Genomic DNA, 22,618 nt, shown 5'->3' with positions numbered 1-22,618 from the left:
TAGTCTCTATAAAAATATCATTTTTCCAATTTAATAGAAAAAAAGTGCCTAATAGTCACTATAATACTGACTAGACACTCCCCCATTATTAAAAAATATTATTTATATCCATTATTAATTAATTGCACACCAAGCTTTAACGCTTGTTCAAATGCACCTGGATCTGCTATGCCTTTTCCAGCTATATCAAAAGCCGTACCATGAGCAGCAGTTGTTATAACGATTGGAAGTCCTCCACTAATTGTAACGCCTTTATTGAATCCCATTGTTTTCATACCGATTTGAGCTTGGTCATGGTACATAGCCAATAAACAATTATAGTCTTCTTTGTCCAATCTCAAGAATATCGTATCAGCAGGAAATGGTCCGAAAGCATCAACGCCATTCTTTTTAGCCTCTTCAATAGCTGGAGATATAACTTCATTTTCTTCATCTCCCAATAACCCATCATCCCCAGCATGTGGGTTTAGTCCTGCAATAGCTATTTTAGGAGTAATCCCCGCTTTGGATACTATTTTATTAGTAAAATAAATACTATCTAGAACACTTTGTTTTGTAATATTTTCTGCAACTTCCTTCAAAGGAATGTGGGAAGTAACACGTGTAAACCAAACATCATTCATTACATTTACTTCACTAAAACCGGCTTCAAGACCAAAAACTGAAGCTACTAAATGAATATCATCCTTAAATTCGTAACCTCCTTTAAATAGAGCACTTTTATTCATCGGAGCATACGATAGACCATCAAGTTTCTTTTCTTTTGCAAGATTCAATGCAAACATAAGGTTATCACCAGCTGCCTTTCCTGATTCAACTAAAAGTACACCCATTTCAATTTCATCAGGATTAGTACTTTTTGTATCTATTAGCCATAAAGAAGAATCTTCTGGCTTTACATCGTCAATATTCTCCACTTTTTGATAGTTGAATTCCTTTCCTACTGTATTTGCACCGCGTTTAAAAACTCTTTCATCACCAATTAAGATCCAAGTAGCTGAATCTAATATTTCTTTGTTTGATAAAGCTTTTGCCACGATCTCTGGTCCAACACCTGCTGCATCACCATATAACAATCCAATTGTAGGTTTACTCACAATAATTCCTCCTTCAATCTACTACGCTGAAATATTTATTTTTTGTAATTTTCGCTTTTTAATATAGTCGTTAATCATTGGATAAAATAACATTAATACAGAAATAATGATTAATATTAAACTAATAGGACGGGTAAAAAAGATTGAAAAGTCGCCATTTGCCATTTGGATTGAGCGGCGAAATTCACTTTCTGTAAGTGGGCCTAATACAACCCCTAATATAATTGTCGCTAATGGAAATTTATATTTTTCAAGGATATATCCTATAATTCCAAATAAGATCATTATTAAAATATCAAAATAGTTATTCCTTACTGTATAGGTTCCGATTACACAAAATACTACAACTAGTGGCCCCAAAACATGATAAGGAACATTCACTATTCTTTGAAATAGTTTGATAAAAGGTTTAGAGACTACTAACATCGCAATATTTGCCAATAACAAACCTGCAAAAATCGTATACATTAGTTCTGGTTCTGTTTTAAATAGCATTGGACCAGGCTGCATGCCATGTAAAATAAAAGCTCCTAACAAGACAGCAGCTGTAGCGCCACCAGGAATACCTAATGAAAGTAATGGTACTAAAGTTCCCATAGCTGCAGCATTATTCGAAGTTTCCGATGCGGCAATCCCCTTTGGATTCCCTTTCCCATAACTTGCCTTCTCCTCATCTTTTGCCCACCTTACTGCTTCACTATAACTAAGCATAGAAGCTGTGGTAGCGCCTACTCCAGGTAATATACCAATAAATACTCCGATAATGCTTGATCTTGCCATTGTTCCTTTTATTTTTTTGAAAATCTCTATTTCAAAGATTTTTGTCTTTACATTTGAAATAGTTTCTTGTACAACATGACTGTCCTTTGTTTTCTTAAGAAATTCTGATAATGCAAACAGTCCAATAATAACTGGTATTAAATCAATTCCTGAAGTTAAGACTGTTGCATCGAATGTATAACGTAAAGTTCCAGTTAAAGGATCCATACCAATTACTGATATCATTAATCCAAATAATACCCCAATCAACCCCTTAGCTAATTCTTTTCCGCTAAGGGAAGCAACTACAGTTAGACCCAAAACCGTTAAAGCAAAGTATTCAGGAGAGGAAAAGGATAAGGCCACGTTTGCAAGAGCAGGAGTGATTGTAATTAAGCATAATGTTCCAATAACTCCTCCTGTGACTGAACAAAAGATTGCAATCCCTAGTGCACGCCCCGGATTTCCTTGCTGCGCCATTGGATATCCATCAAAGGTTGTTACAACCGCTTCAGGTGTGCCCGGTGTTCTAAGTAATATTGCACTAATTGCTCCAGAAAATGCTGTAATTGCGTATATACCTGTAAGTAATATAAAAGCAGCTGTTGGTTCAAGTGCATATGTTACTGGTAACATAATGACCACTAACATCGTTCCACTTACCCCAGGAATAGCACCTCCAATGTATCCAATTACAATCGCAATAAGTAGCATTGTTATATTCATTGGATCAGTGACTATATTCAGTATGCCAGTAATTAAATAATCAAACATGGAATCCACCCTCCTAATCTCTAATAGAATAGCAAGCTTAACTGTCTAAATATACCTAGTCCTCGTGGTAAAGGAATGGATAATAAGACAGAAAACAATCCGATAAATACTACTGTAGTTAGAACTGCGAAGATAATAGAATATAGTTGTTTCTTTTGTCCAAGTAGAAGTGAAATTCCATATAAAAATAGGAGTGTAGAAATAATAAACCCAATAGCATTAAGTAAAAGCACATATAAAATCACCAATACTAAGGAAATCATAGGTATTGATAATTTAAAAAACGTTCTTTCTGGTTCAATTTTATCTTCATGATCCTTAGATTCTATTGATTTTGATTTTTTAGCTAAAATGTAACTTTTAACAATTCCAAATATGGCCAAAATCAACATTAATGTTAGTAATATATAAGGCCAATGCCTAGGACCAATAATAAAAGTTCCATTTGTTATTTTAATTTGCGGAGTCATAACTAAAAAAAACAAAGCAAATAGAATGACAATGCTATAAAATATATAGTCTTTCATTACATTGCTCACTCTTATCCCTCCTACTTTTAAGAAGAAAGTAGGAGAGATTGAATGATCCTCCTACTTTTCAATATTTATTTTTGAAGTTCTTCCATAACAGCTTTATATTTTTCAATTAATTCTTCTGTTCTTGTTGTAAATTCTTTAGAATTTAACCAACCTTCTCTTAGATGTAAATAGCTTTCTTCTTCCAATTTTTGATATTCTTCTGAGTCATAAGCTTTTTTCATCGCACCTTCTAGAATTTTAATAATCTCTGGATCTGTCCCTTTTTTAATATAGAAACCACGCTCATTTCCATCTGTTATATCCCAACCCTTCTCCACAGTCGTTGGCAGATCTGGAAATTGTTCTAATCTTTCCTCAGCAAACACTACTAGTGGTTTTATCGAACCATCCTCATACAATGCTTTTGTTGGACCAAACTCGTCTACCATTGCATCTAAATGACCTCCAATAACACCCGAGTGCATTTCACCTGAACCTTCCATCGGAACAAAGCTTAATTCAACTCCTGCCACTTGACCAAGTTGGAATACTGTTATCTCATCCATCCCCATAGATCCAGTTCCACCAACAGTGATTTTTCCAGGATTATCTTTCGCTGCTTGAATAAAATCGTCAATACTATCAAATTTTGCAGGGTTTACCCATAAACCATAAGTATCACTTTGGAAACGAGCGATTGGAACAAAGTCATCTAAGCCATGTTTATTAGTTCCAGCTGCAGTTGTAATAGGAAATGCCGCGTCTCCTACTAAGGTATAACCATCAGCAGGTGCGTTAAAAGCATTTTGTGCAGCAATAACTCCAGCTCCACCTTCTTGGTTTACAACGTTAATGTTAACGTCTAAGATTTCTTCTAATTCTTTTACTACTGCTCTTGCGAATAAGTCAGTACCACCACCAGCTCCGTGACCTACAAGTACTTCTATCTTTCTTTCTGGATAATTAGTGGATGCCTCTCCTCCAGATTGCTCAGATCCTCCACCGCATGCAGCCAAGATTAAAACCAGTCCAAGAAATAGAATACTGATGTTCATTTTTACTCTCATCTTAATCCCCCTTTATAAAGTTTATAAAATATTTTTTCACGTAATCATAATCTACTATTAAGCCCTATTCCTAATTCTTACTATAATTAAGATTACGCAATTCCAAATTGCTTAAAACTGATTTCTGGATACTTCTCACAATCTTTTCGACTAAACTACATTCTTCACTAACTCTACTTCGAACTTCAATGGCAACATTAACTTCATTTTCAATAACTTATCTCCATACAATTCACTATTTCTATCCAAAACTGCATTAGATAAATGAATTCCTTAAAATAAATTTATGGTATAAGTAAGGAGGGAATCAATTTATTTGGCACTGTTCCTTACCCCTGTTGTAATCGGTACCAAATGACTTTGAACATATTCACCCACATCGTGAATTACTTTGTCAGGTTCTTGGGCAGCTTCATCTGTTTCCTCTTCCACCATGATCCAACCCTTATAATTATAGTTTTGAAGTGTTTCAACAATAGTCGGGAAATCGATATCACCCGTACCCATTTTTCTCCATTTAAATGTAACTGAGCAATCTTTAAAATGAACATGTTTTATAATTGATAAATTATCTCTTATAATCTCGACAGGATTCATTCCGCCAGCCATAATATGACCTGCATCTGGTGTGTATCCAACATATCTTCGGTCTATTTCCTCAAAAAGTACATCGTAATCTTCTTTTATTCTAAAATAAGAGGTTTTGGGTGATGCTGGATGGAAAGATGCGACCACACCATTTTCAAATGCACGTTTTCCAAGGGAATTAACACAATTAATAATTTCTTTTTGCCTTTTTAACAAATGATCTCTATTTGGTCCTACTCTGGACGGCACATTCATCACAGCACCAGAGAAGTGTTTCAAAAAATTTATGTAATAATCTGCGTGTTCTTTTTCTTCAGCAGATTCATTTTCCCCTTCCCATGTAAACGGAACAGTTAAAGCAGCCAGCTCGATTTTTCTCTTAGCAAGTTCCTCTTTAAGTCTTTCAGGTTGATTTTTATATCTTCCTAACAGCGCTACTTGCACATCAATGCCTTTAAAGCCAGCAATCTTAACGGTATTCATTATTCGGTCTAGATAATCACATTCCTTATCATAATCTAGTTCCCAAGTAGATCCATGACATCCGAATTTAATTTGCACACATTTCCCTCCTTATTTGATAGTTTTAATATTTTCTTGAATTAAACATAATCGCAAACGCTTTCATTATCTTTCTTTTCTTAATTTTATCAATTATTATTATTTTGTCAACATAAAATAATAATAAATAAAACATTTCGATAAAAATAATTTATTTTCAATAAATATTAAATAAAAACGAAAATGAAACGAAAATTAAATGCAAAAAAATAATATTAATAATCTGAAACAGTTGACTGACTACATCTAATAAAACTCAACAGGACGATGCACTGGCACACATTTAACACGGTTTTGCCTATCTGTTACAAAAAATAAGAAGACAACTCCCCATTAGGATTAGTTGTCTTCTTCTAAATGAGTTTCAAGACGTACTCGATATGATCTGAATAGTGGTCTCATGGAGAATAGTTTACCTATACTAGAAAATAAATCTATAAATCAGTAGATTCAAACCTAAATCAACTCAGTGACAACATTTTAGACAAGCCTTAATCCCTTTGTATCGTAAAAGTACACAAGAATGTTCCTTATGAATTCCAGGAATTTTACATACTCCAAATGCACAAAAAGAACCTATTTTTTTAAAAGCCAAGTACTCTTTCTTCTATTATAATCCCGGAAGAACTCCAGAGAATAAGCTTAAAATTAAGACCGTTGTGATAGCTGTTAGACCTGCGATGAATCCACCAAGTGTCCATGCTTATGGAAGCAAACGAAAACATCGCTATTATGTATGTGGTGTATTTCACAACAAAGGATCATCTGTCTGTAAAGCGAATTCAATTAAAGCCTACGATTCAGAAGATGCTGTCATTAATCGTATAACAGAGTTCTTGAACGATTCAGCTGGCTTAAGTCAAAGCATAGAAAATATTAATAAAGACACAGTTCAATCTAATGTGAAACTAAAAGAGCAGTTAGAGAGTATTGAAACAGAGCTAAAGAAGCCAATACTATACAGGAAAAATATATGGAAGCATTTGAACAAAATTTCTTCCTTGTTTCCATATTACAGGAACGGTTACAGAAGTTGGCTAAGTCGAAAGGTGACTTAGAACAAAAGAAAAATGAACTCAGTATTCAATTAAGTTCATCAGACTCGAAAGTTATTCCACCCGACGTGGTTAGGCATTTATTAGAAAAGTATGTTCAAGTATTCCCACAGTGTTCGAGAGAGAAGAAAAAGCAACTCTTTTTACTAAATAAGATAATCATCAAACTGTCCGATGGTCGTTCTCGAACTGTTGATAAAATTGAACTTGTGTTTGATTTTTCTGAAGTCAATCTTTCTAAGTCATTTACACTTATCCATACACTGTACCTTGAATCAGATAATACAAAGGAAAAATCCTCCTCTACTCTCGATTCAAAGGAGAAAATGCCACCTTATCTTCAACTTTTTTTGCCTCTATTTGTGGTACGGTTCACCGCGATTGATTTTGAATGCTCTGTAGATCTGTTCCACCAGAATCAAGCGCATGAGTTGATGGGGGAAGGTCATTTTGGAAAAGGATAGCTGTTCATTCGATCGTTTTAAGACTGCTTCACTCAACCCTAAAGAACCTCCGATCACGAAGGCTATTTTTGATTTTCCATAAGTAGCGAGCTGATCTAAATTCCTGGCAAGCTCCTCAGATGTCTTTTGTTTCCCTTCAATCGCAAGTGCTATGACATGGACATCTTGACCGATTTTTGCAAGGAGACGTGAGCCTTCTGCATTCTTTACCTGCTCCATCTCACTCCCACTTAGTTGCTCTGGCGCCTTCTCATCAGAAACCTCGATTACTTCTATTTTGGCATAGGGGCCAATCCGTTTTACATACTCTGAAATCCCTTGTTTCAAATACTTCTCTTTCAACTTACCTACAGTGACGATTTGTATATTCACAGGTTGTCCACCTCTGTAAACACGTTATCCACAAATTTTATCCACATATACACATTTTCTATCCACATTCTGTATAGGAACATTAGTTTGATACCATATATATGGCGTTATTTTTGCAATATTCACAGATTGTGGATAACTTCTCTGCCTCTGTGAGTTCTTTCATTTCAGGAGCTGTTTCATATTCATCAACGATGACTTCCAAAGCCAGTTCTACATGTTCTTTACAGCAAACGATCACTTTTGGTCCACTTCCTTTTCCATTGTTCACCTATTCATAGTGTAGCATATCTGTTATTTCGACATGAAAAAGGGAGAGTGATGATTACTCTCCCGAACCTTTTGATTCTCCTAATTTCATTGTTGCCGTCTTCTTTTCCCCTTCATGATAATACGTTATTTCCAATTCATCTCCGATTTCTTTATTTGTATAAAGATGTTTTCTTAATTCAGCTGGTGAATTGACCTTCTTGCCATCAAGCTCGACAATGACATCGAATTCCTTCAAGCCGGCACTAGCTGCTGGCGATGTCGATTCAACTCCCATTATGACAACTCCCTGAGTTACATCATTCGGAATTTTCAAGGTTTGTTGCCTGTGATAGTTCGATACTTGGGAAAGCGGTACAATTTCAACTCCCATATATGGCCGCATGACTTTTCCCTGCTTCTCAAGATCTTCAATGATCGGCCGGGCAATATCAGATGGAATGGCAAATCCGATTCCTTCTACGGCCTGTTCTGCTATTTTCATTGAGTTGATGCCAATGACCTGGCCCTTAATGTTGATAAGAGCACCCCCGCTGTTACCAGGGTTGATCGCTGCATCTGTTTGGATCACTTCAGCCTGCCAATCTGGTTGACCATCTTTGTTAGGGTCAACTCCAATCGTCCGATCAGCGGCACTGACGATTCCTTGTGTGACTGTACCAGGAAAGTTTCCTAGAGGGTTTCCGATAGCAATAGCGGGTTCTCCAGGTTTTAAATTGCTGGAACTGCCAAACTCAGCAACTTCATCGATTTTACTTCCGTCAACTTGTAATACAGCCAGATCCATGATTTGGTCAGAACCGAGCAGTTTTGCCTCTAATTTCGTACCATCAACAAGGGCAACCTCCAATTGTGCGGCGTTTGCAACAACATGATGGTTTGTGACGATGAAAGCCTTCCCGCCCTCTTTTTTATAAATGACCCCAGAGCCGACACCAGCTTGACCGTCCTGTGAAAACATACTTGATTTTTGTATATTTTCGACTTCGACGACAGAGCCTTGTGCCTTTTCGACAGCTTCTGTGATAGCTGTATTGACATCTACGTTTACCGTTTCATTTGTTACATTTTGTTCGGTATCCCCTGCAGCGTTCTTGTTCGGGTTTAATTCCATATCTGAAAATAACCCGAAATCAGTGGCGAAAATAACGAGAAGAGCTCCCAGTAAGACACCTGTCAAACCCATTAAAAAACCTTTTGATTTGTTCCCCTTTGGTCTTTGAGGATTACGAGGATCTTGATCATAGTAACCCATTTATCTCATCATCCCTTTCAGTTATCTTTGTTATGCCCATTATAGACAAAAAAAACCGTCAGACTTCGGAATATGGGTGATTTTTGACATTTATAAACCACATACTATATTACCGTAACTGACAGTTTTGAAACCTGTTTCTCTAAACCGTTATGAGTTCTGTCGGAACTTCTGCATCCGTATCATATAGAGCTACCTTTTCACCGATTTCAAATCCGCGATTCTCTAAGGTTTGCTGAACCGACATTCTTGCCAGATCTTTCATATTGTTATCCTTGCTCAGATGGGCCAGATAAATACGACGTGTTTTGTCACCAATGATTTCAGCCAGGGCTTCACCAGCGTCTTCATTAGAAACATGGCCATGATCACCCAGTATACGACGCTTGATGTTCCATGGGTATCTCCCCATCATCAACATATCGATATCATGATTCGATTCAAAGATAATCATATCCGAATCTTTAACTGTCCCTTTGATCCGATCACTGACATAACCCATATCAGTGGCAAGGGTCAGCTTCTTATCCCCTTGGTGAAACACATAAAATTGAGGCGAGGCTGCATCATGGGATACACCAAAGGACTCAACATCCAAATCGCCGAAGGATTGTACTCGATCGCATTCAAAATGGAACTTCAGATCAGTCGGTATTTTGCCGATTTGGTTTTCCATAGCAATCCATGTTTTTTCATTGGCATAGATCGGCAGCTTGTAACGTCGTGATAATATCCCCAATCCTTTAATATGATCACTATGCTCATGGGTTACGAGGATACCATCGAGAAACTGTGGATCTCGGTTTATTTTTTTGAACAAAGCCTCCATTTTCTTTCCGCTTAAACCGACATCAACAAGCAGACGGCTTTTTTCCGTTTCAACATAACATGCGTTCCCAGTACTTCCACTAGCCAAAACACTAAACTTCACGTTATTCCTCACTTTCTTCAACTTCATCTTTATAACTATCAAGGGTAATGACAGAGGAATCAGTCGCATCTACCATCAGCTCTTGGTCTTCAGTAACGATATGCCAGCTTGGTACAAACACCTTCCACCCTTCATTCATAATCAATGTAAAGTAGACTAGATCAATGTCTAGCAAAGTAGTTCCAGGAGGTATGTTCTGAACTAACAGCGCATCCTCAGCTGTAATCAATTTATCGTCAGTATCCAGTTCAGTTATATCCATTGATGTCAACTTATAACTAGTGATCTTATCTTCTTTGTTCGTAGATATCTCAATCAATCCAGTTAGATTCTTTTCAGTAACATAGTCACTGAAATAGAAGGGAACTTCCCCTTTATGCTGTCTGAATAAATATAGATTTCGCTTCTCATCATGCTTCCAATATTCATATTTTTCATGATTTGGAACATATTCTTCAACAAAGGTTTCAAGTTCGGCTTGATTATCACTGTCCGTTGAAAGAGGGACCGGTTCCTTCAATATTGAATAAATGATCTGGTTGGCCAGGACATTGACTTCCTGGTTGTCGTTCTTTTTCGTAAATTCTTCTGCCGCTTTGTCTGTGAACTTTGTAGATGTCCCACTGACAAGGGGGAGGTCCGGGTCTATCGTTGGTAATTTTTCGTTATATTCGATATCCAACTTTTTTAAAGTTTCTTCTTTAAGGGTAGCAAAATCCGGATACTCCTTTTCATATAGTTCCGAACCAAGATAGAAATTCAGAATAAGAAAACTAAATATGAAGATGGTTTTGATATTCTTCCAGTCCATTCTTACCCTCCCTTATTCTTGATCGGCTCTATCGATTCAAAATCTACTTTTCTCCAGGTTGTCCATGATCGGTTCTTGTAGTACCAAGCTGGTTCTAAAAATAACGTATTGCCTATACCTGGATTATCACTTTCAAGATCAAGCTTGAGTGTATAACCGATTGTGATATCTGATACACTGTTGGCATCGGAAAGCTCCGATAAAGCTTGGATGACATCTGCACCTTTTGCCAAAGTTGTGGAAGAGTCCTGTGTATAAATTTTTTCTCTCAAATAGACTAGTGAACGGTTATATTCGCTGGCTTGATTCGTCATCCATTTTAATGAAATCTGCCCAATGCTATCGTCCATGATCGGAAGCCCGTTCATGATCATTCGATAAGAAATTTCCTTCTGATGGCTGTCTGTATCGGTGTTTAAAGAGGAATCATCGTAATGATAAAGGTGGTATGTATTTGTCCACCCAGCATGATTATTGATCCAATCCAGACTTTGAATGATGGCATTTTGCCTTGGCAATTCATCATGGCTGTTCCGATTGATATAAGTAAGTTCTTTGGAGTCTTGAAGATAAGTGATTTGACTCTTTGGTTCAGCATAAAAAACTTTGTTGTCCGTCTTCCTTTTAGCCCAACCAGGAGGCAGGAGAGCTTTTACAAATAAGCTGATGTCAACCTCACTTGTCGAGTAATAGTAGGTATCGACATTCATTTTTTCAATTGGTAAGTAAAAGGTATTACCTTCAAACTCATACTCATCGACTTCCACCGTATTTTTTGACGTTACCATCATTTCAATCAATGCATTGGTGGATTTATCCGAGATCTCATATTGAAAGACGACCGGATCCCTATGTTCATCTGTCCCTTCACCAATTTCTTCAGCTTCGAAAATGAACTGTATTTTCCATTGACCATCATCATTATGAACCCTCAACCGTTCTACATTCCCCTCATAATTCTTAAAAGGGGTGTCATTACTGAATTTGAACGTTTCTTTAAGTACACTGACCGGTATGCCGGTAGGATAGGTGATATCAATCCCTTCTGTTTGAATCCTTTCATTATAATCGATTTGGTCGTTCCCGATCAGCAAAGCACTTTGCAACTTATTATAAACTGTATCTTGATCCGTTGAATAGGACCAGTAGTGCTTTGAATCATGATGTATGATTACTTGCCAAGGCTGGATGATGTTCGAAAGCTTTTCCTTTTTTCCATCAGGGATTTTCGTCTCGATCGTCGTCTCATCCTCCAGGACATTGTTATTCGGGGTAAATGTCCATAGGCTGTAAGTCAGGAAAATACTAAGTGCGATAAGAAGAGTCAACAATACTGACTTCAGTTTTTCAATATTGTCCCAAATGGTCGTATAGAATTTTTTCAATGGACGGATGAATCGCTTCCATAACATTACACTCTTTCCTCCCTGGTTTGATGAGTCGGAAGCTTCACATGAATCGTCGTGCCTTTTCCAAACTCACTTTCTGCCCAGATTTCCCCGTTATGCGCCTTGACGACCTCACTCGCGATCGCAAGTCCAAGACCTGTACCGCCAATTTCTCGTGACCTCGCCTTATCGACACGATAGAATCGTTCAAAGATTTTTGTAAGGTTTTGCTTCGGAATTCCAACGCCCTCATCTTTTATGCTGATATGGACATTGGTCGCTTCTTTTATAAGGTTGAAGGTGACTTTACCGCCGTCTGGAGAATATTTCAATGCGTTTGAGATGATATTATCCAACACTTGAATGATTTTATCTGGATCTATCCTTACAGGCAGTGGTTTATTGTATAAATGCTTTTCAAATGAGATTTTTTCACTTTTTGACATCTCAAACCGATCGATGACTTGTTGCATCATCTCCGTCAAATTAACCTTCCGGAAGTTTAACTGATAGTCTTTATTATCCATTTTTGATAATTGGAGTAAATCTGTTACTAGACGGATCATCCGTTCTGTCTCTGTCTGTGTGACGTTCAAGAACTTCGGTGCGAGATTTTCATCCTGCCAGGCACCTTCTGCCAAGGCTTCCAAGTAACTTCTCATTGTCGTCAATGGGGTCCTAAGTTCATGAGATACGTTAGATACGAACTCCCTGCGTTCTTTCTCAATTTGTTCTTGTTCTGTTACGTCGTGCAAAACGGTAATCATCCCATTCACCGGACCATCATCCTTCTGGATCACAGAGAAACTTGCCCGGATAATAAAAGGCACTTCTTTTGAGCTATAGTCTAAAATCAATGAACTCGGTGATTCTTCAAGCTGGTCAATAGAAAAATCTTGTTCTAAACCTAAAATTTCTGGTAAAAACAAGCCCATCGCTTCATGGCGTGATAAAGACAACATTTCCTCTGCACGGTCATTCATTAGAATGATATAACCCTCACGGTCAGTTGCAATGACGCCATCTGTCATATAAGAAAGGACCGAACGAAGCTTCGTACGTTCACTTTCGGTAATTTCATTCGCTTCCTGCAGCTTGTTTGTCAGATCATTAAAAGATGCAGCCAACTGGCCAATTTCGTCCCTATCATAGACACGCACTTTACGGGTGAAGTCTCCCCTCGCCATGACTTGTGCCTGCTTCTGCATATCAGCTAACGGGCGGGTGATTGTTCTTGCGAGAATTATGCCTAGTAATGCGGTTATTGCCAGGGCAATAATTGTCGCATTTGCAAGAATTTCGTTGAGTGTCCGCGACAATTCATATATTTCCTCAATGGATGCTTCAATATATAAGGCACCTAAGACTTGACCACTAGGGGTCTGGATTGGTTTTGCAACGACATAAGTACGGACAAGTTGATCCCCGACTTTTTTCTGAAAAATATCGTTCGTCGGTGAACCTAATAGAGCCTGGGAAATCGAAATCATATTATCAGAAGTTTTCCTGCCGACCAAACTCTCATCACTGGCTGCTATAATCTGTTGATCGAGGTTAACAACTAACAAACGGTCCATATCGGAATAGGACAAGTCTCTTATTAAAGAGGTCAAATTTTGATAAGATTCTTCTTTCTCTGTATCTTTAATGATCTTTTCTAGTTCTCCTTCTAAATTAACTTCTATCATGTCAGCATTTTCATCAACATTCTTTGTGAAGTTACCCTTCAATTTATCTTCTTGCCGCTCCATAAAAAGAACGCCAATGACTTGCATGGCGATTATGATAAGAAGTATATAAACCACAACAAACTTAAAATGTATTGATTTAAAGAAGCCAACCTTTTCCATTGAATTACTCCTGGTCTGGATTTCTTAGATAATACCCTACTCCCCGTCTTGTAATGATCCACATTGGGTGACTAGGGTTGTCCTCCACTTTTTCTCTTAAACGACGTACTGTTACGTCTACTGTACGTACATCACCAAAATAGTCATATCCCCATACAGTTTGAAGCAAATGTTCACGGGTCATGACCTGCCCGATATGCTTGGCCATATAATGAAGCAATTCAAACTCACGATGAGTCAACTCAATGGTTTCTCCCCGCTTTGTCACAAGATAAGCCTCGGGATGTATTGTCAAAGCGCCGATCTTGATTTCGCTTGTGCCATCAAGACCTTCCCGCTCACCCTCTTGTTGATGACGGCGCATATTCGCTTTCACACGAGCAATAAGTTCTCGAGTACTGAATGGTTTTGTCACATAATCATCTGCACCAAGCTCTAAGCCTAGAACTTTGTCAATTTCTGAATCTTTAGCTGTCAACATGATGATCGGCATGTCATATTTCTTACGGATTTCACGGCATACTTCCATACCATCCTTTTGTGGCAGCATGATATCGAGCAAAATCATGTCCGGCATTTCCTCTTCTGCTTTTTCAAGCGCAGTTGCACCGTCGTAAGCACAAATGACGGTGAATCCTTCTTTTTCAAGATTAAATTGCAAAATATCGGCGATCGGTTTCTCATCATCAACGACTAAAATTTTCTTATCCATATCCTGGTCTCCTTTTCATATAAAGAAAAACTTGGGTTTTACCAAGCCTTGTGAAGGCTTAGCCTTACATGGTTGCACTTATACTGAAGAAGAAATTTATACCTTCTTTAAGTGCGCGTTAAAACCAATTCAATAGGATGTATATTTTTAAACTTCGTTTTCATAGTTTTCACTTATTTTACCACACTATGTCGATATGAGGAAATCTGCAGGTGTAATACCCCATTATAGAAAAACCTCCAGCAGGAATGACCTGCCAGAGGTATCTGATTATTGGCTTACATAATTCAAAGGATTTTGCAGCGCACCGTTCTTATAAAGTTCAAAGTGCAGGTGCACACCCGTTGAATTTCCTGTAGAACCCATGACACCGATCTTTTGTCCTTTTTTGACAGTTTGTCCAGGTGAGACACTGATCGAAGCAAGATGCGCATATACCGTTTTAAATCCGTTATTATGGTTTATTTCAATTTTATTCCCATATCCGCTTGTTGTATAGCCTGCGGATATAACTTTTCCATTATCTGCTGCCAGGATTGAGCGCTCGCTTGGGCGTGCGATATCGATTCCTTTATGGGCCCTGCCCCAGCGTTGGCCTTTATAGCTGGACACATAACCACCAACTGCAGGCCATTGGAAGGAGCCGGTCCCGCGTGATGGGATGACCTTCGTCCCTTTATGCTTGATTTCCTTGACTGGTTTAGAAAGGATTTCCTCATTCAAAACTTCTTCTTTAGTCACTTTTCCATTTGTTTTGGTAATGGTATATTGGACAGCTTTCTTACCATCTTTACCTTTTTGGTCTATTTTTGTTTTACCTTTTAGCATTGAATCGTCATTTTTGACTTCTGTTTTATGATCGATCGTATATTCCTTGGTCAATCTTTCTTTGACAATCACTTGTGCATAGGGCTCATATGCCAATACAACCAGTTCTTGCCCTTCCTTCAATTTATCGTCTTTATTGAGCTTAGGATTCAATTCATATAACTTTTCCTGGTTCAGGTCATACTTCTTTACGATCGATTTGATTGTTTCACCTTTTTTCACTTCATGTTTTTGTGTTTCCAAGGTACCCTTTTTGAATTTGGATAAAGCATCTTTAAGTTCTGTAAGATCTTCAGCTTGCACTTTCGATGGTTCAATATCTACCTTTTCATCAAAAGATATACTTAAAACTTTATCTTCTTTCTTACCATCCTCTTCTTCAATTTCTTCAGTCTCTTTTTTATTCGATCCGCTTTCTTCTAATTGATCAAGTGTTTGTCCGTCTGTATATATTAGCTTTAACTCGCGGAGTACTTCCTCAGCTGCTTCTTCGTTCTTGAAATAGCCGAGTGTTTTTCCACCGAATGACAGTTTTACACCTTGTATACCGATCGTAAGACGGTCCTCAAGCTTTTGCTTGACTGATGGATGATTGATCTCCGGATTGAAGATTCTTTCAGGAACGTACTCCACAGTTTCATTAATAACCAGCTCTACATTCTTGAAACGATCTTCAGCTTTCACCTGGATATCTTTTTTAATGTCTTCCACAAAACTCTTCTCATTCACTAGACCGATATTTTCCCCGCCCACATACACATGATAAACTGTTTTGATCAGTTCAAAGCGATCATCTGAAGCTTGTGTAGTGGCCGTGAAGCCTAACGATCCCAGTATAATTACTAGAACGGTCAATACTGTTATTTTTTGTATTCTCCAGAGCCTGGCCGTTTTTACCCTGCTTTTTCCCATGGCTCTATTTAACCTACTCTTCCCCATACCCAAAACTTTTGTCCCCTCCTACTATGTATTCTGCAACATAATTGGTTAGATATCATTGTGACTTTTAGTCTATTTATAGAGATGACACCGATATAAACGGTATCATAAGTCCAAATTATCCGACAATATATTACATCGTTTTGTAATGAAACTGTATTGTTGTTGTAAAAGGTTTTCCATTTATTTGGGTATATAGGGATTTAATCCTAAAAAACGGCATAAAAAAAGCATGATTTCTAAGTCATGCATGATGGTGGCTCGAGACGGAATCGAACCGCCGACACGAGGATTTTCAGTCCTCTGCTCTACCGACTGAGCTATCGAGCCATGTGGATGTATTAAATTTGTTCTCATTCCCTATCCCTTATGCGAGGAGGTTAATGTATCGGATAGCTCGCTGATGATCCAGCGTTGAACTGAACATATAGATGGCGGACCCGACCGGATTTGAACCGGCGATCTCCTGCGTGACAGGCAGGCATGTTAACCCCTACACCACGGGTCCAAGCTAGTTTCTCGTAGTAAATGGTGAACCATGGTGGACTCTACCACAGGTCCTATGAATATTCCCTCTGTTTATCTTTTGACCGACAAAGTAAATAGTATCATGTAATCTATTAAATTTCAATGAGAATCGTTGTAATGATATTATCGGCTTACGCTGAATTATAATACAAGAAAAGCGGGAACGCCCTGGTTAGCCACGAAGGTCACTAGAAGTCCAACGAGGAGGCTTTCTTATCCTTTTAAAAAAAAGACCCAGATATCGCCTTCGATACCTGGGTTAATCAATTTATGCAAATACGCCTCTTACCATATTCGTCTGCTTACGGTCTGGTCCTACAGAAAAGATTGATAATGGAATGCCTGTCAGCTGGGATATCCGTTCAACATAATGGCGGGCGTTTTCTGGAAGATCGTCTAATGAACGTACACCCGTAATGTCTTCTGTCCAACCCGGCATTTCTTCGTAAACGGGTTCGCATTGAGCAAGCACTTTAAGGCTTGCTGGGAACTCTTCAATGACTTTTCCGTTGTATCGATAGGCTGTACAGATCTTTAATGTCTCGATTCCAGTCAGTACGTCGATTGAATTTAGCGATAAATCGGTAATCCCGCTTACACGTCTTGCATGCCGGACTACGACACTGTCAAACCAACCTACACGACGAGGTCGTCCTGTTGTCGTCCCGTACTCATTTCCGACTTCACGGATCAGGTCTCCGGTTTCATCATTCAATTCGGTAGGGAATGGTCCATCTCCCACGCGTGTTGTATACGCTTTGGAGACACCTACCACATGATGGATCTTCGATGGCCCGACACCTGAGCCAATTGTGACTCCGCCAGCAATCGGGTTAGAGGAGGTGACAAATGGATATGTCCCTTGGTCGATATCAAGCATGACCCCTTGGGCTCCTTCAAACAATACGCGACGGCCGTTATCAAGCGCGTCATTCAACGTGACTGATGTATCCGTTACGTATTTGGCAACTTGCTGGCCATAATCGTAGTATTCATCAAGAATATCTTCTAACTTAAGGCCATCCACTTCATAAACCTTTTCAAATAAACGGTTCTTTTCACGTAGATTACGCTCAAGTTTTTCAGCGAATTCTTCCTTATCAAGCAGGTCTGCTATCCGGATTCCTGTACGAGCTGCCTTATCCATGTATGCAGGACCAATTCCTTTTTTCGTTGTGCCAATTTTGTTTTCGCCTTTGCTTTCTTCTTCCAAGATATCAAGCTTCAAATGATAAGGAAGAATGACATGCGCACGGTTACTGATTTTTAAGTTATCAGTGTTTACACCATGATTATGGAGGTACTCCAATTCTTGAACTAATGCCTTCGGATCGATGACCATTCCATTTCCGATGACACATGTCTTGTTATCATAAAAGATCCCTGATGGAATCAAGTGTAGTTTATATTTCTTATTATTGAAAACAATTGTATGACCGGCGTTATTTCCACCCTGATAACGTGCGATAACTTCAGCATCATGTGATAAATAATCTGTAATTTTCCCTTTTCCTTCGTCACCCCACTGGGTACCAACGACAACAACAGAACTCATATAGACACCTCCAAGGTTATGTAACAGTTCGTCTATTGCTTTAAAAACAATGCTAATTTTATCAATATAACATATAAATGTCAATAAATCCGAACATTTATATTGTGATTTTTTCAATACGTTCGTGATTAAGACCCTTCACTCAACCAAAATTTTCAAACCCTGCTATATTGTATAAGAAAAGCGGAAACGCCTGGTTAACCACGAAGGTCACTGGAAGTCCGACGAGGAGGCTGGTGCTGCCGCAGGAGGTCTGAAGTGATCCAAGTGGTTGGTGGTGGAGCTAGATATTCTTCACCGCAACCAAAATTTTTATACTTTTTATCCTTTGCGCCTTAAGCGCAGGCTGAGCCTTAGTTGCCCTTGTACTTGGTTCGTAAAGCTTTTCCTCTACGTCGAACTTACTTCATGTAGAAAGGTTATACTTTCCTAACGTGAAAAAAGAGGCTGTCCCTAAAGTGTCTGACACTATTGGGACAGCCCCCTATGCGCCAGGCGGCATTTCATTCTCATTAAACCGTCGTTCTAAATTGACAAACTTGTTATATTCTTTAACGAAAGCAAGCTCGACGGTTCCGACTGGGCCATTACGTTGCTTTGCTATGATAATCTCAATGATATCTTTATTTTCACTTTCTTTATCATAATAATCATCCCGATATAGGAAGGCGATGATATCTGCGTCCTGCTCGATACTTCCTGATTCACGGATATCAGACATCATCGGTCGTTTATCCTGTCGTGATTCTACTCCTCGGGATAGCTGTGAAAGTGAAATGACCGGCACTTCCAGTTCACGTGCGAGCCCTTTCAATGAACGGGAAATTTCAGATACTTCCTGCTGACGGTTCTCCCCTGGCTTTCCATTTCCCAGAATCAGTTGCATATAGTCGATCAAGATCATACCAAGTCCTTTTTCTTGCTTTAAACGACGACATTTCGCCCGAATATCACTGACACGCACACCTGGCGTGTCATCAATATAGATACCGGCGTTCGAAAGGCTGCCCATTGCCATCGTCAGCTTTTGCCAGTCTTCAGGCTGCAGATCTCCTGTTCGGAGGCGCTGTGCATCGATATTGCCTTCTGCACAAAGCATACGCATGACAAGCTGCTCTGCTCCCATCTCCAAACTGAAAATCGCTACATTCTCATCTGTTTTGGTAGCTACATTTTGTGCAATATTCAATGCAAAGGCTGTTTTACCGACTGATGGACGGGCTGCAACGATGATCAAGTCATTTCGCTGGAAGCCAGCCGTTATCCGATCCAGTTCAACAAAGCCAGTCGGGATCCCGGTGATGTCTCCTTTTTTATTTTGGAGAATTTCAATATTATCGTAGGCTTGAACGAGAACATCTTTAATCGATTTGAAAACACCGGTATTTTTTCTTTGTGCAACTGCTAGAATATTCTTTTCAGCTTCATTTAGAATTTGTTCTACTTCATCTTCACGAGAATAACCGTTTGCTGCAATATCTGTTGCCGTGCGGATCAATCTTCTGAGCAACGACTTTTCTTCCACGATTTGCCCATAATATTCGATATTCGCAGCTGTTGGTACTGAATTGGCAAGGTCACTTAAATAAGATACCCCGCCTACTTCCTCTAGAAGCTTACGATCCTGTAATTCCGATGTGACCGTTACTAGGTCAATAGGCTCCCCTTTATCTGTCAAATCGACCATAACAGAAAAAATGCGTTGATGAGCTGCACGGTAAAAATCTTCAGGCATCAGGAGTTCTGTTGCTGTCGTCAACGATTCAGGCTCTAGAAAGACAGCCCCTAGGACTGCCTGCTCTGCTTCAATATTATGAGGAGGGATCCGATCTGAAAAAAGATCACTCATAGCCTTTCCTCCTTTTCATTCTATTATTTCTCTTCTGACACATGGACTTTCAATGTTGCGGTTACATCTGGGTGTAGTTTAATAGGTACATTCGTATAACCTAACGAACGGATCGGGTCGGAAAGCTCGATCTTTCGCTTATCAACCTTATAGCCTTTTCCCTTCAGTTCAGCAGCAATTTGCTTGCTTGTAATCGAGCCGAATAAGCGCCCACCCTCACCTGCTTTAGTCGAAAGTTCAATGGTGAGTTTTTCAAGCTCATCCTTGAGTTTAACAGCTTCGAGACGTTCTTCTTCTGCCTGCTTCTTTTCGCTTTCTTTCTTTTTCTCAAGTGTTTTAAGGTTGCCTTTATTCGCTTCCTTTGCGAGATTATTCGGAAATAGATAATTGCGTGCGTATCCTTCCGAAACGTTCTTCACTTCACCTTGTTTTCCTTTACCTTTTACATCTTTAATAAAGATAACTTTCAATTCTCGTCTCCCCCTTCAAAATATTGATCTATAATTTCCTTCAATTGTCGTTCTGCTTCTTCAATCGTAACATCTTCCAATTGAGCCGCTGCATTCGTCAAGTGACCGCCACCATTCAATCTTTCCATAATCAACTGGACATTCACATCACCGAGCGATCGGGCACTTATACTGATTTTATCATCAATCCGCTTCGAAATCACAAACGATGCAAGAACTCCAGACATCGATAAAAGCGTATCAGCTGCTTGAGCGATGAGCACTTGGCCGAACTCTTCATCTTCATCTCCTTTAGCGATCGCAATACCGCCTTTGTAGATATGGGAATTCTCAATCAACCTTGAACGTTTTACATAACGATCGATATCTTCTTTAAGGAACTTCTGTACAAGAATCGTATCCGCTCCATGAGATCGTAAATAAGAAGCTGCATCGAATGTCCTGGATCCTGTACGTAAAGTGAAACTCTTCGTATCTACGATAATGCCGGCTAATAAAGCCGTTGCCTCAAGAATTTCCATTTTTCTGAGTTTGGGTTGATATTCTAGTAATTCGGTAACAAGTTCTGCGGTTGATGAGGCATAAGGCTCCATATATACAAGTACCGGATCATCGATGAACTCTTCACCACGGCGGTGGTGATCGATGACGATCACTTTTTCCAACTTATTGACTAATCGTTCTTCAATCACAAGCGATGGCTTATGTGTATCCACCACAACCAGCAGTGTATTTGGAGTTGCGCGTTCCAGTGCTTCCTCAGGCGTAACGAAATGCTCCCAAAGCTCTTCCTTCTCTTTGATTTCATCAAGCAATCGTTGTATACCGATATCAATGTCATTCTGATCGAGCACAACACTGCATGGCTTATCGTTTATGCTGGCCACTTTCAATATACCGATACAGGCTCCTAGGGCATCCATATCAGGGTTTTTATGGCCCATGACAATCACCTGGTCACTATCCAACACAAGCTCTGTAAGGGCATGTGAAATCACTCGTGCACGGACACGGGTCCGTTTCTCCATCGGATTCGTTTTCCCACCATAGAAACGTACTTTCCCGTTCGTCTGCTTGATGGCGACCTGATCACCGCCACGGCCTAAAGCAAGATCCAGGCTGGATTGAGCCAGGTGTCCAAGTTCAGGCAGCATAGCCGAGCCGCTTCCAAGTCCGATACTTAAGGTCAACGGGATGTTCTGTTTAGATGTGAGATCACGTACTTCATCCAACAGAGCAAATTTAGTCTTTTCCAGTTCTGCTAAGATCCGTTGATTCAATACAGCAATAAACCGGTCTGAGGACGTCCGTTTTAAGAAAATACCATAATCGGTCGCCCATTGGTTCAATATGGAGGTCACTTTGCTATTGATGTTACTTCGAACTTGATCATCCATTCCTTGTGTCACTTCATCATAATTATCCAGAAAGATGAGCCCGATGACTGTCTGTTCTTCATCATAAAGCCTTTCCACTTCAACTTGTTCGGTGACATCCGAAAAATATAGCAATCGTTCTTCCCTTTTTAAATAAACACGGTATTTCCGTTTATTCACCTTGATGATTTCTTCTTTTTCTTCTCCTCTGATGAAAGGGATAAGCTCTTCAGAAATCAAATTGAGGGAGTTGCCGATAAAGGATTCTTGCTCTATGATTGTGGTCAAATAAGGATTTGTCCATTCAATTCTATATTGGTCATCATAGAGGATGATCCCGATCGGCATTTCCATCAGGGCTTCTTCCCCTACTTTTTTCACCCGGTGTGAAAGCGTAGAAATATAATCCTCTATATTCGACCGGAATTCGATTTCCTTTATCAATGCAAAATATACCGTCACTCCAAGTATGAAAAAAGCGACGATCCCCATTATCCAATTATAGTAGGCGATGATTCCTATGAATATAGCTAAAATTACAAGTAATAAGAGAATATGTAATTCCTGCCATCTCTTTTCAAAGAACTTCGGCATGATGGTC

General features: G+C 39.1%; 18 protein-coding genes and 2 tRNA genes. All 20 read right to left on the bottom strand.

Translation table 11 applies throughout. From position 1 onward, the window contains the following. Nucleotides 1–98: 98 nt before the first annotated feature. The 20 genes from L1611_RS13565 to L1611_RS13465 all read right to left on the bottom strand — a co-directional run bounded on the left by L1611_RS13565 (nt 99) and on the right by L1611_RS13465 (nt 22,611). Nucleotides 99–1,097: a PdxA family dehydrogenase gene (locus L1611_RS13565; RefSeq protein ID WP_236314054.1), complete on the bottom strand. Its 999-nt coding sequence runs from the start codon at nt 1,095–1,097 to the stop codon at nt 99–101. Between the two features lie 21 nt (nt 1,098–1,118). Beyond that, nucleotides 1,119–2,630: a tripartite tricarboxylate transporter permease gene (locus L1611_RS13560; protein ID WP_236314053.1), complete on the bottom strand. Its 1,512-nt coding sequence runs from the start codon at nt 2,628–2,630 to the stop codon at nt 1,119–1,121. Between the two features lie 20 nt (nt 2,631–2,650). Further along, a complete protein-coding gene (locus L1611_RS13555; RefSeq protein ID WP_236314050.1) occupies nt 2,651–3,169 on the bottom strand; it encodes a tripartite tricarboxylate transporter TctB family protein in 519 nt (172 codons plus the stop codon). A gap of 65 nt (nt 3,170–3,234) precedes the next feature. Next, complete coding sequence (locus L1611_RS13550; protein ID WP_236314048.1) at nt 3,235–4,215, bottom strand: tripartite tricarboxylate transporter substrate binding protein; 981 nt, start codon at nt 4,213–4,215, stop codon at nt 3,235–3,237. Between the two features lie 312 nt (nt 4,216–4,527). Then, entirely contained in the window at nt 4,528–5,364 is an 837-nt protein-coding gene (locus L1611_RS13545; RefSeq protein ID WP_236314046.1) for a sugar phosphate isomerase/epimerase family protein, read from the bottom strand. 1,411 nt (nt 5,365–6,775) lie between these two features. Continuing rightward, nucleotides 6,776–7,255, bottom strand: a complete 480-nt coding sequence (gene rlmH, locus L1611_RS13540) for a 23S rRNA (pseudouridine(1915)-N(3))-methyltransferase RlmH (protein ID WP_236314044.1) — start codon at nt 7,253–7,255, stop codon at nt 6,776–6,778. A gap of 82 nt (nt 7,256–7,337) precedes the next feature. Then, a complete protein-coding gene (locus tag L1611_RS13535; protein ID WP_236314039.1) occupies nt 7,338–7,496 on the bottom strand; it encodes a CxxH/CxxC protein in 159 nt (52 codons plus the stop codon). A gap of 84 nt (nt 7,497–7,580) precedes the next feature. Further along, a complete protein-coding gene (locus L1611_RS13530; protein ID WP_236314037.1) occupies nt 7,581–8,780 on the bottom strand; it encodes a S1C family serine protease in 1,200 nt (399 codons plus the stop codon). 142 nt (nt 8,781–8,922) lie between these two features. After that, nucleotides 8,923–9,738 carry an MBL fold metallo-hydrolase gene (locus L1611_RS13525; protein ID WP_236314035.1) on the bottom strand — a complete coding sequence of 272 codons (816 nt, stop codon included), beginning with the start codon at nt 9,736–9,738 and terminating at the stop codon, nt 8,923–8,925. Continuing rightward, complete coding sequence (locus L1611_RS13520) at nt 9,713–10,522, bottom strand: two-component system regulatory protein YycI (protein WP_236314033.1); 810 nt, start codon at nt 10,520–10,522, stop codon at nt 9,713–9,715. Before L1611_RS13520 ends, L1611_RS13525 begins: the two co-directional genes overlap by 26 nt. A 2-nt stretch (nt 10,523–10,524) precedes the next feature. Next, complete coding sequence (locus L1611_RS13515; RefSeq protein ID WP_236314026.1) at nt 10,525–11,934, bottom strand: YycH family regulatory protein; 1,410 nt, start codon at nt 11,932–11,934, stop codon at nt 10,525–10,527. Continuing rightward, the gene (walK, locus tag L1611_RS13510; RefSeq protein WP_236314024.1) at nt 11,934–13,760 is read right to left on the bottom strand and encodes a cell wall metabolism sensor histidine kinase WalK; all 1,827 of its coding nucleotides are present in this window, start codon (nt 13,758–13,760) and stop codon (nt 11,934–11,936) included. The genes L1611_RS13515 and walK overlap by 1 nt, the downstream gene beginning before the upstream one ends. 4 nt (nt 13,761–13,764) lie before the next feature. Further along, a complete protein-coding gene (yycF, locus tag L1611_RS13505) occupies nt 13,765–14,472 on the bottom strand; it encodes a response regulator YycF (protein ID WP_236314022.1) in 708 nt (235 codons plus the stop codon). 270 nt (nt 14,473–14,742) lie between these two features. Beyond that, nucleotides 14,743–16,239: a M23 family metallopeptidase gene (locus L1611_RS13495; RefSeq protein ID WP_322972559.1), complete on the bottom strand. Its 1,497-nt coding sequence runs from the start codon at nt 16,237–16,239 to the stop codon at nt 14,743–14,745. Nucleotides 16,240–16,493: 254 nt separating this feature from the next. Further along, nucleotides 16,494–16,569 (bottom strand) — tRNA-Phe (locus L1611_RS13490). Nucleotides 16,570–16,671: 102 nt separating this feature from the next. Next, nucleotides 16,672–16,747, bottom strand: a tRNA-Asp gene (locus L1611_RS13485). A 288-nt stretch (nt 16,748–17,035) separates the two neighbouring features. Then, complete coding sequence (locus tag L1611_RS13480; protein ID WP_236314017.1) at nt 17,036–18,322, bottom strand: adenylosuccinate synthase; 1,287 nt, start codon at nt 18,320–18,322, stop codon at nt 17,036–17,038. Between the two features lie 484 nt (nt 18,323–18,806). Continuing rightward, nucleotides 18,807–20,171: a replicative DNA helicase gene (dnaB, locus tag L1611_RS13475; protein WP_236314016.1), complete on the bottom strand. Its 1,365-nt coding sequence runs from the start codon at nt 20,169–20,171 to the stop codon at nt 18,807–18,809. Nucleotides 20,172–20,194: 23 nt separating this feature from the next. After that, nucleotides 20,195–20,641, bottom strand: coding sequence for a 50S ribosomal protein L9 (gene rplI / locus L1611_RS13470; RefSeq protein WP_236314015.1), 447 nt, complete (start codon nt 20,639–20,641; stop codon nt 20,195–20,197). Continuing rightward, a complete protein-coding gene (locus tag L1611_RS13465) occupies nt 20,638–22,611 on the bottom strand; it encodes a DHH family phosphoesterase (protein ID WP_236314014.1) in 1,974 nt (657 codons plus the stop codon). The genes rplI and L1611_RS13465 overlap by 4 nt, the downstream gene beginning before the upstream one ends. Between the last annotated feature and the right edge of the window lie 7 nt (nt 22,612–22,618).

It is taken from the genome of Pseudalkalibacillus salsuginis (genome assembly GCF_021646685.1).
Classification (GTDB): domain Bacteria; phylum Bacillota; class Bacilli; order Bacillales; family Fictibacillaceae; genus Pseudalkalibacillus; species Pseudalkalibacillus salsuginis.
This window is presented reverse-complemented; position numbering and strand designations above follow the sequence as displayed.